This window comes from Puniceicoccaceae bacterium (genome assembly GCA_040224245.1).
Classification (GTDB): Bacteria; Verrucomicrobiota; Verrucomicrobiia; order Opitutales; family JAFGAQ01; genus JAKSBQ01.
In genome coordinates, this window is the sequence record JBEGIR010000085.1 from 14,390 (window position 1) to 31,465 (window position 17,076).

The 17,076-nt window shown below is 55.9% G+C and carries 17 protein-coding genes; 9 read left to right on the forward strand and 8 right to left on the reverse strand.

The window, feature by feature from the left end; all coding sequences use genetic code 11:
- Positions 1-43: 43 nt before the first annotated feature.
- Both ABQ298_14325 and ABQ298_14330 read right to left on the reverse strand, forming a co-directional pair.
- Positions 44-2,626 carry a DUF3516 domain-containing protein gene (locus ABQ298_14325; protein MEQ9825558.1) on the reverse strand — a complete coding sequence of 861 codons (2,583 nt, stop codon included), beginning with the start codon at positions 2,624-2,626 and terminating at the stop codon, positions 44-46.
- Positions 2,627-2,723: 97 nt separating this feature from the next.
- Positions 2,724-3,728 carry a 3'(2'),5'-bisphosphate nucleotidase gene (locus tag ABQ298_14330; protein ID MEQ9825559.1) on the reverse strand — a complete coding sequence of 335 codons (1,005 nt, stop codon included), beginning with the start codon at positions 3,726-3,728 and terminating at the stop codon, positions 2,724-2,726.
- A 224-nt stretch (positions 3,729-3,952) separates the two neighbouring features.
- Here ABQ298_14330 and ABQ298_14335 point away from each other — a divergent pair, with 224 nt between their 5' ends.
- Positions 3,953-4,792, forward strand: a complete 840-nt coding sequence (locus ABQ298_14335) for a hypothetical protein (protein MEQ9825560.1) — start codon at positions 3,953-3,955, stop codon at positions 4,790-4,792.
- 109 nt (positions 4,793-4,901) lie between these two features.
- On the forward strand, positions 4,902-5,465 hold the full coding sequence (locus tag ABQ298_14340; GenBank protein MEQ9825561.1) for an iron-sulfur cluster assembly protein: 564 nt from the start codon (positions 4,902-4,904) through the stop codon (positions 5,463-5,465).
- Positions 5,466-5,500: 35 nt separating this feature from the next.
- On the opposite strand, the gene ABQ298_14345 is transcribed toward ABQ298_14340, so the two are convergent.
- The 3 genes from ABQ298_14345 to ABQ298_14355 all read right to left on the reverse strand — a co-directional run bounded on the left by ABQ298_14345 (position 5,501) and on the right by ABQ298_14355 (position 8,764).
- Positions 5,501-7,558, reverse strand: a complete 2,058-nt coding sequence (locus ABQ298_14345; protein ID MEQ9825562.1) for a tetratricopeptide repeat protein — start codon at positions 7,556-7,558, stop codon at positions 5,501-5,503.
- Positions 7,559-7,582: 24 nt separating this feature from the next.
- Positions 7,583-8,221 (reverse strand): riboflavin synthase subunit alpha, encoded by a 639-nt coding sequence (locus ABQ298_14350; GenBank protein MEQ9825563.1) that lies wholly within the window; start codon positions 8,219-8,221, stop codon positions 7,583-7,585.
- 99 nt (positions 8,222-8,320) lie between these two features.
- Positions 8,321-8,764 (reverse strand): bifunctional nuclease family protein, encoded by a 444-nt coding sequence (locus ABQ298_14355; protein MEQ9825564.1) that lies wholly within the window; start codon positions 8,762-8,764, stop codon positions 8,321-8,323.
- A gap of 279 nt (positions 8,765-9,043) precedes the next feature.
- On the opposite strand from ABQ298_14355, the gene ABQ298_14360 reads away from it, so the two are divergent.
- Positions 9,044-9,598 carry a shikimate kinase gene (locus ABQ298_14360; GenBank protein ID MEQ9825565.1) on the forward strand — a complete coding sequence of 185 codons (555 nt, stop codon included), beginning with the start codon at positions 9,044-9,046 and terminating at the stop codon, positions 9,596-9,598.
- Between the two features lie 29 nt (positions 9,599-9,627).
- On the opposite strand, the gene ABQ298_14365 is transcribed toward ABQ298_14360, so the two are convergent.
- Both ABQ298_14365 and ABQ298_14370 read right to left on the reverse strand, forming a co-directional pair.
- Positions 9,628-10,278 (reverse strand): hypothetical protein, encoded by a 651-nt coding sequence (locus ABQ298_14365; GenBank protein ID MEQ9825566.1) that lies wholly within the window; start codon positions 10,276-10,278, stop codon positions 9,628-9,630.
- A 130-nt stretch (positions 10,279-10,408) separates the two neighbouring features.
- Positions 10,409-10,822: a DUF2721 domain-containing protein gene (locus tag ABQ298_14370; protein MEQ9825567.1), complete on the reverse strand. Its 414-nt coding sequence runs from the start codon at positions 10,820-10,822 to the stop codon at positions 10,409-10,411.
- A gap of 286 nt (positions 10,823-11,108) precedes the next feature.
- Here ABQ298_14370 and ABQ298_14375 point away from each other — a divergent pair, with 286 nt between their 5' ends.
- From ABQ298_14375 to ABQ298_14400, 6 genes are all read left to right on the forward strand, one after another.
- The gene (locus tag ABQ298_14375) at positions 11,109-11,483 is read left to right on the forward strand and encodes a VOC family protein (protein MEQ9825568.1); all 375 of its coding nucleotides are present in this window, start codon (positions 11,109-11,111) and stop codon (positions 11,481-11,483) included.
- A complete protein-coding gene (locus tag ABQ298_14380; protein MEQ9825569.1) occupies positions 11,483-11,848 on the forward strand; it encodes a DUF2200 domain-containing protein in 366 nt (121 codons plus the stop codon). Before ABQ298_14375 ends, ABQ298_14380 begins: the two co-directional genes overlap by 1 nt.
- Positions 11,849-11,857: 9 nt before the next feature.
- Positions 11,858-12,556 carry a class I SAM-dependent methyltransferase gene (locus ABQ298_14385; GenBank protein MEQ9825570.1) on the forward strand — a complete coding sequence of 233 codons (699 nt, stop codon included), beginning with the start codon at positions 11,858-11,860 and terminating at the stop codon, positions 12,554-12,556.
- A 342-nt stretch (positions 12,557-12,898) separates the two neighbouring features.
- Complete coding sequence (locus ABQ298_14390; GenBank protein MEQ9825571.1) at positions 12,899-13,534, forward strand: hypothetical protein; 636 nt, start codon at positions 12,899-12,901, stop codon at positions 13,532-13,534.
- 120 nt (positions 13,535-13,654) lie between these two features.
- A complete protein-coding gene (locus tag ABQ298_14395) occupies positions 13,655-14,116 on the forward strand; it encodes a cupin domain-containing protein (GenBank protein ID MEQ9825572.1) in 462 nt (153 codons plus the stop codon).
- 106 nt (positions 14,117-14,222) lie between these two features.
- On the forward strand, positions 14,223-15,134 hold the full coding sequence (locus ABQ298_14400; protein MEQ9825573.1) for a sugar phosphate isomerase/epimerase: 912 nt from the start codon (positions 14,223-14,225) through the stop codon (positions 15,132-15,134).
- A gap of 409 nt (positions 15,135-15,543) precedes the next feature.
- On the opposite strand, the gene ABQ298_14405 is transcribed toward ABQ298_14400, so the two are convergent.
- Positions 15,544-16,872 (reverse strand): serine hydrolase domain-containing protein, encoded by a 1,329-nt coding sequence (locus tag ABQ298_14405; GenBank protein MEQ9825574.1) that lies wholly within the window; start codon positions 16,870-16,872, stop codon positions 15,544-15,546.
- Positions 16,873-17,076 lie beyond the last annotated feature (204 nt).

The window sequence follows — 17,076 nt, forward strand, 5'->3', positions numbered from 1 at the left end:
TATCTCAGATCTCAAATTTCAAATTTCCCACCCCGCATCTGCATCAGGAAATCCCAGAATCCCCGCAACCCAGCGACACCAGCTCAAGTCGCACCTCATTAGCCTGGCGACTGGCTTCCAGATCCACCTTCACCGTGAGCACCCAGTCGTTCATATCGGCGCCATCGACCAAAATCTGTTCCACGCGCCATACTCCCGGTTCATCCTCGGTATCAAAGCGCGTGTTCTCCGCCGAGCGTGCTTCGGGGTCGAGTCGAATCCATCCGCGCTCCTCAAAAAAGGGCTGCATTTTCGCCTCGAGTGCAGTGGGGATGGGTGTGCGATTCACATCGTCCACATCCACGAGCGCCTCTGCTCCGCAGCTCTCATGCAGCTCGATGTAGTCCCGGTTCGCCAACAGTCGCACAACCGCATAAATGCGCTGTCGAACGAGTTTCTGAAAGGCGCGCCGATCCCGGGTCAGATCCACCGGACGCGGCTCCGCGTGAGGAATCACGTCGCGTTCTGCCGGAACATAGTCCGGATCCCGCAACTGCTCCCACTCATCCAGTAAGCTTGAATCGGTGTTGCGGATCAGGAGATCCAGATACTGGATCACGTCCTCCACAGGTTCTGTCCGGTAAAGAGGGGGGAGTGTATTCTCCAGCACGCGATACACACTGGTCAGGTGTCGCAGGAGTAACCCCTCCGAGCGCATCAGTCCATAGGTTTTCACGTAGTCCGCAAAGGAGCTGTAGGTCTCAAACATCTCTCGTGCGATAGACTTCGGGCGGATGTTCTCCTGCCCCACCCACGGGTGTTCGCGTGCAAATGCATTGAAGGTATCGTAGATGAAATCGCGCTCCGGCTTGGCATACTCCATGCGTTCCAACCGCTCCATGCGTTCCTCATACTCAACACCCTGCGCCCGCATCTCCGCCATGGCATCGGTTTTCAACTTATCGAGCTGGCGGCGCAGGATAAGGTCCGGATCTTCCAGAATTGACTCCACCAGGCTCACCACTTTCTGCGCATAGTCCGGCGCTTCCATGTCGAGCAGGGCCAGGGTATCGATGCAATAGAGTGCCAGGGTCTGGTTGAGGGAAAAATCGTCCTGCAACTCCACGTTGACACGCAGCTTCTGGGCAGGCGCACCTTGTGCTTGTTCACCCGTTGGCAGGATTTCCACAATGTTGCGCTCCAAGAGGGAGCGAAAGAGCTGAAATGCGGTGCGCCTCAGTGCGCGCCGGTTGCCTTCGGGTTCGTGACAGTCGCGAATGAGCTGACGCATCGCGCGGCAGCCGTCGCCTTTGCGGCTGAGCACGTTGAGCAGCAGTCCATGATTTACCTGAAAACGGGAAACCAGCGGCTCCGGTCGCGCCTGCTGCAGGTGCTGAAAGGTGTCCGCATTCCAATTCACAAATCCGCGCTCCGGCGGTTTTTTCCGCACGAATTTCTTCTTCTTTTTCGGATCGTTCGCCGCACGGGTTTCCATGCGTTTGTTGAGCACCACATGCTCCGGCGCGAGGCAGACTACATAACCGACATCATCAAATCCCTTGCGCCCCGCTCGACCTGCAATCTGATGAAAATCCCTCGCGGTCAGGGTAGCGGTCTTGCGGCCACTGAACTTGCAGAGCTGCGTGAACAGGACCGTGCGAATCGGCACATTCACCCCCACTCCAAGTGTGTCCGTCCCACAAATCAGTTTGAGCAGCCCCTTCTGCGCCAACTTTTCCACCAGGACGCGGTATTTGGGCAGCAGCCCCGCATGGTGTAGCCCGATACCGCTGCGCAGGAGTTTATGAATCTCCTTGCCAAAGGGGGAGCTGAATTGCACGCCCTCAAGTTCCTGCTGGATTTGTGCCTTTTCCTCCTTGCTGCTCACATTCACACTGAGCAGATTCTGCGCGGTCTCCGATGCAGAACGCTGTGTGAAATGCACGATGTACACAGGCAATTGACCTTTGGACTTGAGCTTGTCAATAGCCTCGGTCAGCAGATCCTCCCAGTAGCTGAACTCCAGCGGCACAGGCCGGTCCTGGTGGCTGACAATGGAACAGTCCTGCCCCGTCAGACGCTCCAACTCACGTGCAAAAAAATGGGTCTCACCCAGTGTTGCCGACATCAGCAGGAAGCGGGCCTGTGGCAGCGTCAGCAGAGGGATCTGCCAGGCAACCCCGCGCTCCGGATCCGCGTAGTAGTGAAACTCGTCCATGATCACGTCATGCACTTCGGCTGCTTCCCCATCGCGCGCGGCAATATTCGCGAGGATCTCCGCCGTGCAGCACAGGATGGGAGCATCCCGGTTGACACTCGCATCCCCGGTCATCATTCCGACATGTTCGGGTCCAAACGCACGGCAGAGGGCGAGAAATTTTTCGTTCACCAACGCCTTGATCGGACAGGTGTAAACCGAACGTCGACCACGGGAGGCCGAATAAAAATGCATCGCCGCCGCAACCAGGGATTTGCCGGAACCGGTCGGTGTGTTCAGGATCACGTTGTTCCCGGCGAAGAGTTCGAGGATGGCCTCCTCCTGCGCAGGATACAGCTCCAGACTCTGCGCCTCCACATACGCGAGGAAGCATTCGAGCAGGGCATCCGGATCGGTCACATCGGGGCGGGGCTGAAGCGCAGCAGTCATCTGCAACGACCTATGGCATCGGGCTTGAGATTCCAAGCCTCAATGCGGTTCACGCCACAGTTTGCCTGCATCCCACTGCATTGCAGCTGCGGTCCGCTCAACCCTCGAGTTCCTGCTGCACGGCAGCAATGACGGCTGCGTGAATGGATGCAGGGGCAGCCACAATTCCCCGATTCTGAGCCAGCGTATGGCCCAGGGAAAAATCGAGTGATTTCCCTTGAACATCGGTGACTTCAGCCCCGGCCTCGCGGGTGACCCTCCAACCGGCTGCATGATCCCAAATTTTCTCACGGTAACTCTCAGACGTGGGCAGGCGCAGGTAGATCGATGCATCGCCGCGCGCCACCGCACCATACTTGCACTGACTGTCCATGCGCAGGGAGGGTTCGCTGATTCCCAGGTGCTGCGCAATCGCTGCTGCAGCACCATGCGCGGAGTGTCCGCTCTCAACGGACTCGCACAACCGTGCCTGCCCCGCCGATGTGAGTTTGCTCACGCCAATGGGCACGGCCTGCTCCCAATCCAGCTGGCCCAGTGGCAGCTCCCGGGCACCCATTCCCTGCACCGCAGCAAACACGACGCCGCAGCTCTGCGCGTCCTCAACTCCGAACCCACCGAAGGGATAGTTCGGACAGGCGAGCACACCCAGCACGGGCATGCCGTTGTCGATCAGTGCAAGCGCCACGGCATACTGCTCGTTGCGCAAAAATCCCTTGGTGCCATCGATCGGGTCAATCGTCCAGAATCGCCCCTGCGCACCCCCCGTTGCATTGCCGCGATCCACCCAGGTCGTGATCCGTTCCCAGCTTGCATCCGGCGCGACCGCCTGCACAGCCTGCACCATCTGCTGCCCCAGCTCAGTTCCGCGCAGCGGCTCCATTTCTCCGGAATCCTCCTCAGCCACAATGGCAGCCTCGGGAAAAGCCTGCAACAGTTCGCGAATGATGACAGCCTGTGACCCAAAATCCGCGATCGTGACCGGAGAGCGATCCTGCTTCGAAATGGCCGCTTCACAAGCACTGGAGCTACGAATGGAAACACAGACCGATGCGGCCTTGTGCACGGCCCGCAGGGCCACTTCAAGTTCGTGAGAGAGATTCATGATGGCATGGATTGGGTTTCGCTCAGATTCATCAGACGATGCGAGGTCTGAGCAAGATTTCCAGTGAGTTTCGGTGGCGGTTCATGCGTACGCTGGCCACCACCCGAACACTCCCCTTCACCGCAGGGTATCTTGCACCCGCCGTCAATCCTTTCGTTTCCGTCGTGAGGCGAAGCGGTAAATTCCATTTTACATCCTGAACTCCAGTCTGCAGACTCTGCACCGTGATCAAAACCATCCTCCCCAGACTCTTTGCTTTCGACATCGAATGGATTCCCGACCCCGACGCAGCACAGCGACTCTACGGTGTAGACATCAGCACGCGCCAGGGCATTGAAAATGCCTTTCGCAAACTTTGGGCAGAAGGCGGTGCCACTGAAGAAAAACCCCGACCCTTTCTCAAACTGACGGTCAGTCGCATCGTGTCGATCTGTGGCATCTACCGGGAACAACAGCGCTCAGGCGAGCTAAACCTGCGTCTGGTCTCGCTGCCGAACGATCCTCACAACCCCGAACTCTGCAGCGAAAAGGCGATCCTTCAGGGTCTGCACCGTTCGCTCTCAGAGCGACAGCCCCAACTCGTCGGCTACAACTCCCTGCGCTCTGATCTGCCCATCATCGTCAATCGCAGCATCGTGCACGGTCTCAGCAGTCACGGCTGGGCCAAGCGTCCCGACAAGCCATGGGAAGGCGCCGACTATTTTTCCGCGCATGGCGATTATCACATCGATCTGGGTCCGCTGCTGGGTTGGAGCAACCAGATGCCCACTCTGCACGAGATCGCCACCACAAGCGGAATCCCCGGGAAAATTGATGTCTCCGGTGGTTCTGTCGCAGACTTGTGGCTCTGCGGAGATCTTGAAGCCATCGTCAATTACAACGAATACGACGCGTTCACCACTTATTTGCTCTGGGCACGCGTTGCCCACTTCTCCGGACTGCTCGACGAAGCTGCTTACGAGGCCGAACTTGAGCAGGTACAGGCCTTACTCGAAAGCGAAATCGCCAATGGAAAATCCCACCTGCAGCGCTACCTCGAGGTTTGGCAACAGATGCGGTTCTAGCCAGTGCACTTGCACGAAACCCTTCCAGTTCCCATCCGTATTTCCAGATTTTTCCGTTGAAATGCTGCAACCGGTTGCACCTTGCAGAAATTCCCTGCATGCTTGATTCATGGCTGATTCCCTGATTTCTCTTCCCATCGACTGCGAAGCAACCGTGATCCCTGCCGGTGATGCCTGTACGCTGCCCGCAGGCACCGACATTGAGCTGGTTCAGAACCTCGGAGGTTCCCTAACGGTCAAATCCAGGGGCATCCTCTACCGGATTGATGGCTCGCAGTTGCAGCAACTCGAACCCGTGCTCAAGGAAGCCTGGGGAGTTGATATCGCCACAGCATCTACACCTGCCGTTAGCGAGGGTGAATTTTCGGAGCAGCAACTCTGGGATGCCCTGAGCACCTGCTACGATCCGGAAATCCCGATCAACATTGTGGATCTTGGGCTTGTCTATGATTTGAGTTTTCAGCCCGCTTCTGAGAACACCTACAGCGTGGCGGTCAAGATGACGCTCACCGCCCAGGGTTGCGGCATGGGTCCGGTGATCGCCGATGATGCCCGGCGCAAGATCGAAGCCCTGGCAAGCGTCGAGTCTGCCACCGTCGAAATCGTCTGGGATCCACCCTGGACTCCGCACATGATTTCCCAGGAAGGCCGACAGCGTCTGGGCATCGCCTGATCCGTGCAATATCCCGGGGAACAGGCAGTGGAGGATCAATGCTCCACCCCACCCTGCCACAATTGCTGCAGGGTTTTCAGGAATTTTTCCGCAAAAGCGGGTCCATCCCCAATCGCAGATGCCTGAACCTTCTCCCGAAGGCACAGTCGCAGGGCATTCAACGCCTGCACATCTCTCGCCCATCGCTGCGCAATGGCTACAAACTCCGCTTCATCGCTCGCCACCCAGTCCGCAAGCCCCGCATGGGTCAGCAGGCTCGCGCCCGTGCGTGAGCGCTGCGTATCACCCGCTATCGTGAGCACGGGCACTGCCATCCAGAGGGCTTCGCATGTCGTAGTGGTTCCGTTGTAGGGGAAGGTATCCAGCGCGATGTCTACCCGTTCGTAGCTTCGGTAATGGGATTCGAGATCGCTTTGAAACCCCATCATCTCGACACGCTCCTGCTCCAGTCCCAGCTGTTGCAATACGCGATTCCAGTGCTCACGGTTGCGTTCATCGCTCAGCTGTTGGTTCTTGAGCAGCAGGCGCGAACCCGGAACCGCGTCGAGCACCCGCTTCCAACGCCGCAGAGTCAGGGCATTGATTTTGGCCTGATTGTTGAAACTGCCAAATGTGAGAACGCCGTTCTGCAGAGCAGGAGTCGACACGGGTTTTGGCAGATCGAGAGGTGGCTCAAAGCAATGAAACCCATCGGACAGGCGCACCAGTTTTTCCGTGGAAAGCGCATCGCTTCGCCCCGGTGGATCCGCAATTTCGTCGGTCAATCGGTAATCGATCGTTGTCAATCCCGTCGTATTGGGGTAACCCAACCAGCTCACCTGAAGCGGAGCTGGTTGGCGCGCGAAGACGCGCAGGCGATGGTTCCCCGTGTGCCCGGCAAGATCCACCAACACATCAATCGCATCGTCGCGAATGCGCTGTGCCAAGGCTTCATCGGTCAGGCCATTACAGTACACCCACTCCCCACCAATGGCCTGCAACCGCTCTGTAAAGGAATCGGTCCGCTTCACATCGCTGTAACAGATGACCTCAGCACCTGCACCAGGCAAGTGGCGCAACAGCGGCGTCATGAAGCGGCTGACAGAATGATTTCGAAAATCCGGCGATACCATCCCGATGCGCAAGTGTTTGGAGGCTGTATTCCTCGCAACCGTTCTTGGGGATGCAACGGGTTGTGCATGAACAGCAGCCCACTGGCGATGCAGGTCAAAGAGTTCCAACTCGTCCGTATCTTCGAGGTAGTGTGCCGCAAGGATCAAGCCATCAAATGCGTCCATGCGCTCGGGGTGCTGCTGCACAACTGGAAGCAAAGTCTGCACGGCGTCCGCCGGAAAACCCGCCGACAGGTAAGCTGTGCCCAGACGATGTGTGGCATCGGGCAAACCTGGCTGCTTTTCAAGTGCTTGCTGCAGCAACGCAATCGCATCCCTTGCGCGCCCGCTCTGCGCGAGCAAATCTCCAAGTGATACCCGAATCGCAGGGGCATCGGGTGTCAGCTCGAGTGCACGGCGGTAGCATCGTTCCGCCTGCTCTGCATCCCCGACAGCCGCTTGCAAATTTCCACGCATGTGCAACAGCTCCGCCTGTTCACCCAAATGCTTCAGTGCGTAGTCACAATGCATCAGTCCTTCCTCAAATCGTCGAAGGAACCCCAGAGTTCCCATGAGCGCCAACCATGCCTTGACCTCCTTGGGTGCCATGCCAACGGCTTGTTTCGCCAGTTCGAGTGCTTCGTCCCAGCGCTCCATGCGCTGCAACAGCAAGGCAAGATTCACCTTCGCCTGCAGGTGATCAGAGCGGTGATGCAGGCAGCGCTGATAGGCCTCAACCGCTTCGGGCAGGCAGCCGCGACGGTTCTCCAAATTGCCCAGACTGAACCAAAAGTCCGCACGTTCCGGTTCCAACTCCAGCGCTCGCTGCAGTGACTCCCGCGCAGCGTCGAGCTGTCCACCTGCCGCTTCGAGTGCTGCGAGGAATTGATAGCTGGGTGCATGACACACCGAGCCGCGAAGGGCCTGATGCATCTCCGCTATGGCACCTTTCAAGTCTCCCTTGCGCTGCAATGCGATGGCTTTCTTGAGATGCGATTCCATGCGCGAAAAGGGTTCGAAAAGTGTTTAACGGATCCCGTGTTCCTTCCGAAAATCCGGATCTTTGAGCAGATCGGTGATGGTATCAACAATGACCTGAGTCTGACGCTCTACTTCGATGTTGATGGCATCGCCGACCTGTTTTTCACCAAAGGTGGTAAGCGCAAGCGTTTCGGGAATCAGCCACACTTCAAATTCTCCGCTCTGCTTGTCCGCGTTGACCACGGTCAGGCTGCAGCCGTTGATGGCAAGAAACCCCTTGGAAAAGATGTAGCGCATCCACTTTGGATCGACTGCAAAGCGCAGGACGCAATTGTTCTCCGGACGCTGTATCGACACGACCCGTGCCAGGGTGTCAATGTGCCCCGAGATCAGATGACCTCCAATCTCCTGCCCTGCCTTGGCAGAGCGTTCAATGTTCACCAACGAACCTGCTTCCAGGCTGCCCAGGGTCGTGAGCGAGAGTGTCTCCTGCATCACGTCAAAACGGATGCGCTGTGACTCCATCGCAGCGACCGTCAGGCAGACGCCATCCATCGCTACGCTGGCACCGCGTTCGAGTCCCTGCGTCAGCGACTCAGGCAGCGAAATCCACAACGAGTGCAGTCCTGGTTTTTTGTCGACGGCGAGAAGGGGAAATTTTCCCTGAACGATTCCGGTATACATAAAATTCTGAGTTAAAATGTGGGTTCACAAACAAGTCCGTAACACGCGGTAGATCCCTGAAGTTGACCTGCCTGGCAGCCTCCATTCACCCTGTGGTTTCTAGCCCTGTTGTTTGATGATTTTTTCCATGATCTCGGTCATGTCTTCCACACTGTCGAGCACCTTGCGAGCCATGAAAATGGGTTTCCCGGTCATCAGAGCCAGCGTGATCGAGTCGCTGGGGCGTGCATCGATTTCCACAATCTTCGTTCCCAGTTCATTTTCCATTTCCAGCGTGAGTCGCGCATAAAAGGTGCTCTCCTGTACTTCATTGATCAGCACGCGCTTCACCTCAATTCCAAAGCCCTGCATGATGAACCCCATGAGATCGTGCGTGAGCGGGCGCTCCTTGCGCACACCGTTCTGGATCATGCGGATCGCATCGCCCGTGGTTGCATCCACGTAGATGATGATAGTTTTTTCATCGTTTCCAATGAACAGCGCATAACCGCTGGTGTGCTGGACCGGCACTTTGACGAACACCTCTACTGCATCCTGTTGCATACTCCCATACCATGCATCAGCTTCGCTGCACTCGCAATCTTGATTTTTTCATTCCCGACTCCACACCGTTGCGCAACTTTCAGTATTCACGATTCGGCATCCCAAATCCACTGCCGCCCCAATCCCGCTCTTCAACCTTCAACTTAGCTTTTCACTTTCAACTTCCAACTTTCGACTTTCGACTTTCAACTTTCAACTTTCGACTTTCCCCTTCCACTCCTTCCTTGCGCTTCGAGCGGTCTTTCGCTTAACAAACATCCGACGCCCGATCACCATGCCATGAGCAATCCATCTCAATCCCCTTTGAAACTACCCAACGACGCTCCCAATCTTTATCTGGTGGGTTTTATGGGTACGGGCAAGAGTGCGGTGGGACAACGCGTTGCCCAACAGCTTCACATGCCGTTCTGTGACTCAGACCACTGGATCGAATCCCACACCGGGCAGAGCATTCCTCAGATTTTCAGTGAGCAGGGAGAAGCGGGCTTTCGCGAACTGGAACGTCAATTCATTGAATCCGCGCAACCCGATCACCGCACGGTCATCTCGGTTGGAGGCGGACTGGTCACCAATGCCTCATTGCTCCAGCGCATGCAACAAGTGGGCATCGTGTTTGTGCTCTATGCCAGTGTCGACACGATCTATTCCCGCATCGCGCTCGACCCCAACCGCCCACTCATGCAGGTGGACGATCCGCGCGAACGCATCCAGTCCCTGCTTTCACAGCGCGAGGCCATCTACAAGCAGGCGGGTATTGGCATCATGACCGATGGTTACGGCATCCAGGAAGTGGCGGACAAGGTCGCCCGCATCTACCTTTCTCATGTTCCATAAGCCATCACCCATTTTTCAAACAGACTGACTCAGTCCAGAATGCGATTCACCATCGCGAACTTCTGGATCATTCCCTCCAATCGATAGTCAAAGCCGTGCAGGGATCTCCAGCTCTCCATGACGCGGCGTTCATTGGATCGGTTCGCATCGTCGAGCAGGATCGTGCAGGTATCCACAAGCTTAACCTTCATTTCCGGAATCAGTCCGTATCGACTGCCCTTGATATTGCCCGGAGGGCCATCACACACCACCAGCTGAATGCCCGAAGCGATGCGTGATTTGTCGACGTCATACCAGTCATAGTCACCAAAATCCTTCAAAGGGGCCTGCAATACCTGCACATGATCCATGCCGTAGCGCTGCAGGGTGCGGGTCATTTTCTGATGCCAACGCGGATGATGTTCCAGGCTGAAGATCTCAATGCCTCGGGATCGCGTCACCATGCCCATGAGCAGGGTCGTCGCACCACTGCCACACTCAAGTATCGGGCCATTCACCGCATGCGCCGCAGCAACCACTTTTCGCAGGTAGCTCATGCTGGCCATGAAGCCGAAGTTTCCCCAGCCCCATTGCAGGGCAATGAGCTCCTTCCAGCCAGGAAGCTGATCAGGGTAGCGTTCGGATATGCCTTGAACCGTTTGATCCAACAAGCGTTGCAGTGAAAAGAAACGGGGATTCATGAAAGGGTTGCGACAGATTCAAGAAGCGCTCTCAGGCCAAAACCGGCGAGACCCTAGGTCCATGATCTCCAGATTTCAAGCCCCCATTCTCAAGAAAGCGAGTTCCTCTCCCATTGACGCTGGAATTATATCAAGGATTTGATCCTGGCTTGGAATCAACCCCGGAGCGGATGCGGTCAATTTCGAGATTGATGGCCTCGGTGGAGACCTTGAGTTCCAACAGGGAAAACAGCAGGGAACCCAGCAGCGCGAGCAGGCTTGCACCAAACAGCACTTCTCCGATGACCTCCTGATCGAGAAAAAGTCCGCCCATCGACAGGGTGCACAGCACAAACGCTCCCACTCCGAGGATCTGCATGTTGCGGATCAGAGTCAACCGACGTCGCATCGAATCAATCTGCCGACGCACCAACTCTCCCGACACCGCATCACGATTTGACGCAAAGGAGCGGATGACCCCGGTCAATACTACAAATCGATTCGTGTAGGCCAGCAAGAGTAGCGAAATCGCCGGAAACAAAAGGGCAGGAGTCGTCAAATCCATACCACCAACCTATGTGTCTGTGTGGCAAAGACAACTTGAACACCATGAGAATTTTGAGCATCCATCGACCGATTACCCGAATTGGGGAATAAGGTTGATAAAGTTTCGGCTGTAGCGGAACGATGAAGATTACGGAGTTCGTTTACACAATCCCTGCGAGCGAGATGCTCCCGCTACCCAACACTAATGCGGTATACTGCCACTCACCTTGAGCACCGCTACCATACCCGGCGTTTTTCAGGCTGTACGACTTGCACATCTGGCCATCTGAGAAACAATTCCCTTCATGAACCTTGGTGCCTTTTCCATCAGCCTTGCCGTAAAGGACATCCATGCGTCACGAGCATTTTACCAAAAGCTGGGATTTGAGGATTTTGGTGGCGACATCGACGCAAACTGGCTCATCCTGAAAAACGGCGACCACCTCATCGGACTCTTTCAGGGTATGTTCGAGAGCAATCTTCTGACTTTCAATCCGGGCTGGGATCAGTCCGCTTCCAACCTGGAATCCTTCACCGATGTCAGGGAAATCTGCGCCCAGTTGAAAGAACAGGGTGTGGAAATTGAAGGCGACGATGCCTTTCCCTCACAGGGTCCCGCGTTCTTCTCCGTTCAGGATCCCGATGGAAATCTCATCGGTCTCATGGAGGAAATACGCTGATGAAACGCAGTCAAACTCACGACGAACGCATCGCAGAGCTGACATTTTCCGAAGTGTATCCGCACTATATTGCCAAGGTGGAGAAAAAGGGTCGAACCGTCGAGGAGCTGCACCAAGTCATCTTCTGGTTGACGGGATTTGAAGCAAGCGACCTCCAGCGATTGATCGATTGCAAAGCGACGTTCCGCCAGTTTTTTGCCGAAGCGACCCTGCATCCCAACGCCAGCTTGATCACTGGCACCATCTGCGGCCACCGCATCGAAGCCATCGAAAATCCGTTGACGCAGCAGGTGCGCTATCTTGACAAATTGGTGGACGAGTTGGCAAAGGGAAGGAAAATGGAGAAGATCCTGCGAACTTCCTAGTCCCAACTCATGAATCCAAGCGAACTCACCACCCTTTTTGATCAACAGGCAGCTTCTTATGATTCCCAATGGAGCCGCCTGGCTCCAATCAACCATACGCTGCACCTGCTCACCGGAGCCGTACTCGCACAGCTCCCGGCCACCGCGAAGATCCTCTGCGTGGGCGCCGGAACCGGAGTCGAAATCCTTTACCTCGCAAAGCACTTTCAAGGTTGGCACTTCACAGCCGTTGAACCGTCCTCAGCGATGCTGCAACAGTTCAGGCACAAGGCCGAACAGATGGGTATCCTGTCGCGCTGTGAGCTGCACACGGGCTATCTCGACTCGCTCCCCGAGGACCGAAAATTCGACGGTGCCACGTCCTTCCTGGTGTCCCAATTCATTCTCGACCGGCATGATCGCACGGCATTCTTCCAGCAGATCGCAAACCGTCTGCGCCCGGATGGGCTACTGGTGAGTTCGGATCTTGCAGGCGACCTCACCCTCCCCGAGTGCGAAAGTCTGCTCGAGATCTGGTTTCAGCTGATGAGCGGTAGCGGAATATCCGCTGAGGGCGTCGCACGCATGCGCGCAGCCTACCAATCCGACGTTGCTGTACTTCCTCCTGACGAGGTGAGCAAGGTGGTACAGCAGGGTGGATTTTTCGAACCCGTGCGCTTCTTCCAGGCAGGCATGATTCACGCTTGGTTTGCAAGGCGATCCAGGTGAAGCACGCGGAGAGTACGAAGGGATTGAAATCTGAGCGTTTTTAGATCAAGATCCTGAGGATTTTCCAACAATCTCCACCGCTCGGCATGAAAACGTTCGAAGGATATGCAACCCTGCCTCCCGAAGCCTATGAACGGAAAGTGGAACATACAAATTGGCCTCCATCGTGAGGTCTGGGCGGCGCAGGACAAACCCCACTCACCCGACGAACCCTCAAATGCCATAAGGCTACACCACACCCATGCACACCCAACCCAAAGAATCGGACTGGAAACGATTTGCCGAAAGCTGGGCCGAGTGGGACAATCTCTCGACGCTGCATACCCTCGGACACCTGAACCCATGAAATTCGCAACATACGCTGCCATTTCCTTGTCCCTGTGGATTTGGCTTTGCCTGCCCGCATGCCGGGCACCTGAACCCGTCACGCTGGAACAGCAGGTGCAAGCGGTCTTTCGCGAGCTGCGATCAGTTCGCATGATGCGTCCGGGAAAAACATATGAGGTGACCGTCAACGGGAAGGTTGAGTCTGGAACCAAGGAGCGGTTTTTACGCCGTCGCAACGCACATGAGATCTGGCAGAGTCGTCTGAGTTCCGGCTGCGGCGACTACAGCCTGGTGTTTGCGCAACGGCTGCAGGACTATGGGGTCGAAATCCTGATGATCGATGCAGCCGAACTGTCGCAGCCCTCGCTGGAGTCTCGATTTGCGGGTCATTCCGTCATTGCGGTACGCCAGTCCGGAACCCCCGCCCCGTGGTGGTTGGTTGATCCCTCCTCGCGCAGAATTCTTTCGCGGGAATGGGATCCACAGTCGACCGCTTTCGAAGCCAATGGAAAGCGTTTCTGGATCGGATTCTGTGGCTCCGTTGCGGACTACCCGGTTAACGGCCCCGAGGCTCTGCGTGACTTCTACGACCGCACACTCAACGGGCTGCCCGAATCCGAGCTGCAACGCTTGCATCTGCAGCGTCGATGAGGACCGGATACCGTCGTTGATTCCCACTTGGAATTCCAGACGAATCAAGCCTTCATGGCACAGATATCGAAGAGGTTCATCAACTTGAAAAAACAGTGTGGTGCGTTATACAGGATGAGCATGAATGCTTCTGCTTCCCCCAAACCTGTGTGGGTTCCCACTCCCCCGGGACCCGTTCTCAAAGCCTTCGGTGAAGAGGTTTCGATTCTCCTCACTGGTGAACAGACCGATGGCAAGTTGACGCTCTGGCTCGAGTCCGTACCGCCCGGTGGAGGTCCACCGCCCCATCGCCACCTGCGCGAGGAGGAATGGTTTGTCGTGCAGGAGGGTCGCTTCGAATTCCTGCTCGAAGGGACCTGGAAGGAAATGAAGCCGGGTGGCGTCGCCTACATTCCACGCAATGCCGTGCACACATTCCGAAATTGCGGGGATACAACCGGCAAACTGCTCGTCTCGACATCTCCTTCCGGATTCGAAACTATCTTCCAGCGAAGCGCGGATAAATTCTCCAAACCGGGCGAACCCAACATGGAGGCCATCCTAAAAGTCGCCTCGGAGCATGGCATCGAGTTTGTCACTTGATCTGAGTCTGCGGCTTTCGAGGGAAGGTGAACTTCGACGTTCTCCGTCGTGTTCTCCAGCTGTCGCTCCTTGACCTCATCACCCGCCCCAATTAAATCTCTGTACTATGAATACCACCCCCAAGCCCCGTTTTCCGACGCTCATCGCGCTCGCTGCGCTCACCAGCACCCTGCTGCTAACCGGTGCTCAAACCGGCGAGTCCAAACATGAACATTCGGAGTTCTGCTTCCACGACTCCATCGGCATCCAGCTCTGGTCCCTGCGTTCCATCAGCCAGGACGATCCCGAGCTGGCACTGGATCTGGTCAAGGCCTACGGTATCCCTCTTGTCGAGGCTGCGGGCAACTACGGCTGGAGTCCCGATGCCTTCCTTGCGAAGCTGGACGAGCGCGGTCTGAAAATGCCCTCCGCACACGTGCAGTACAACCAGATGATGGAGGATCCGGAAGCTGTGGTTGCAGAAATGAAAGCCCTCGGGGTGAAGGCATGTTTTGTGCCGTGGATTCCCCATGAAGAACTCTTTGACGTCGCCGAGATGAATCGTGCGGTGGAGCATTTTAACCAATGGGGAAAACTCTTCGCCGACGCAGGCATCCGCTTCGGATACCATCCGCACGGCTATGAATTTGGCCCCGGCGAGCTGGAAGGCGAAACCCTGCTCGACTCCATGATGCGCAAGACTAATCCCGAGCACGTCTGGTTCGAAATGGATGTCTTCTGGGTCGTGCATGGAGGTGCCGATCCGGTGGAGCTGCTCAAGCAATATCCGGATCGCTGGATCGCACTGCACATCAAGGACATTCGCAAGGGCGCACCCACCGGACTGCGCACGGGCGGCGCACCCGCCAGCGATAAGGTCGTCGTCGGTCAGGGCAGCATCGACTGGCCACGCGTGATCGGCACCGCCGTCGCCCAAGGCGTCGAACTGCATTTCCTTGAAGAGGAGTCCGAAAACCCACTGCTGCAAATCCCGCTCAGCCTGGAATACCTGCGCAAGCTCGAGCTGCAACCCGAATGAGTCGGGTGCTCAGCGCGTCAGCCTGTTCCCATCCTACCGCATCTTATCCAAACACCGTTCGTCCTAACGGACTCTCTTCATCCGGCTTCGCTGGAGCAGGATACACGTCGTTCCTCCGTGTAGCAGGTTCATGAATATGAGAATAAACAAATGCACCTGCGGTGCCCACATGACTTTAGGCAAGCCAAAGTCTCCTATTTCAGGGGAAGGAAATCTCCAATACTAAACCAACCGAAGCTTAAATCCTTCGACAGCAGATATTTCAACTTCGCCATTGCAGCTCCGCTGCGCCCTCTTCATCTGAGCAATCTGAGAAATCCGTGGTTCAAATTCTTTCTTTTAGAATCACTTCAGCGAAACGGCATTCAAACACTACCTGTCGGGTGCGAAGCAAATTGCACAGAGGAAACTACATGTGATGGTTGATCAGCTGTACCACCACTTCGTCGCTGATCTCAAAGGCATTGCTTCCACCATAGTTCAGGTAAACCACGCAGGCCCAATTGTTCGCTGGCGCGATCCAGACATTGGCGTAGTTGTAGGTATTGGAACCGGTATGCGACAACCATCCACTGGTGTGCTGGAGCCAACCCAGCGCATATCGGGAATTGGCATCCACAAAAGTGTGAAGCGTGTCAAATGAGCTGGGCTGAAGCAGCAGACCCGTTTCGCCCCTTTCCCCTCTCAAATGGAGTTCGAGATAGCGCGCCATGTCCACCAAGGAAGAGTGGGCGGTCGCGGAAGGACCGATTGCGGGAGGATTGTCAGAAATTCGTGAGGGTTCGTAAATCGTCATTTGTGCCAAATTTCCGCCGTGGCCGTAGGGTTGATTCAGCATGCGGGGAGTTGCGGCAACCCCAAATCCGGCATCATGCATTCCAAGAGGTGCAAAAAGTTTGTTGTGCATGAGCGTCTCCCAATCGATTCCCGTCACTTTCTCAAGCATCGCACCCGCGATGGAAAACCCGGCATTCGAATACGCGTAGGAGGTTCCCGGAGCGTAGGCAAGCGGAGTGGGAGTAAGTAGATCAATCAGGAAAAGCCGTGCATCGCGTGGCAGTCCCTCGTAGTTCCACACTGCGGTCCAAATCTCATTACTGAGCGATCCGGGGGCACCCGACGTATTCGACAACAGTTGCTTCAAAGTCACTTGAGACCACCCATCGGCCATGGCTGCAACTCTGCCTGGAAACACCTCCCCGAGCGTGGTTTCCCAGGCGATGAGCCCCTCTTCAACCAGTATTGCGGCCAAGGTTGCAGTCATTCCCTTCGTGACGGATCCATTGTGCCACTTATCGAACAGAGTGACCGGAGCAACGACCCCCTTGCATCGGGTTCCCGTAGCACCCATGGCCTGGACTTTGCCGTCCTTGAAAACGAGAGCGCTAACTGCGGGTATGCCATGCTTTTCAACAATGGTATTGAGCAGGGTGTTGAGATTTTGAATCGGGGTGGAAACCACCTGATGGGAGGCTGCCTCAGCACTGTTCTCAATCACCCACTGCTGTATCGATCCATCGCCCACCTTCCATTTCCCAACGGGAGTGGAGGTCAAACCCGATACTGATTGCAACTCATAAAATACAAAGGGTTCGGTCTGCACCTTGATGGTGGTGGCCGGAATGGTTTCGACCGCAACCTGTGCGGGTAATGACGCAACTGCAAAAGCGGCAGGAAGCACTGGAATCAGATGCCTGAGCATCTTTCCAGTTCGGAGGAGGGATTGATAGGAATTCATAATGCAAGAATCAATAAGGAGAATTACGAATCTAATAGCGGTCATAACTTTCCCTAATAGTCAAATCAAGTGGCGAAAAAATCCACTATCTTTCATCTGTTAATTGCTATAGCAGCGCTGTAACTCACTGCATGCTCTGGAATTTCAACCTTGATCGGAAGCCAGGCGAATGAATACGGGAGTGTCGCTCATTTCCAACGAAAG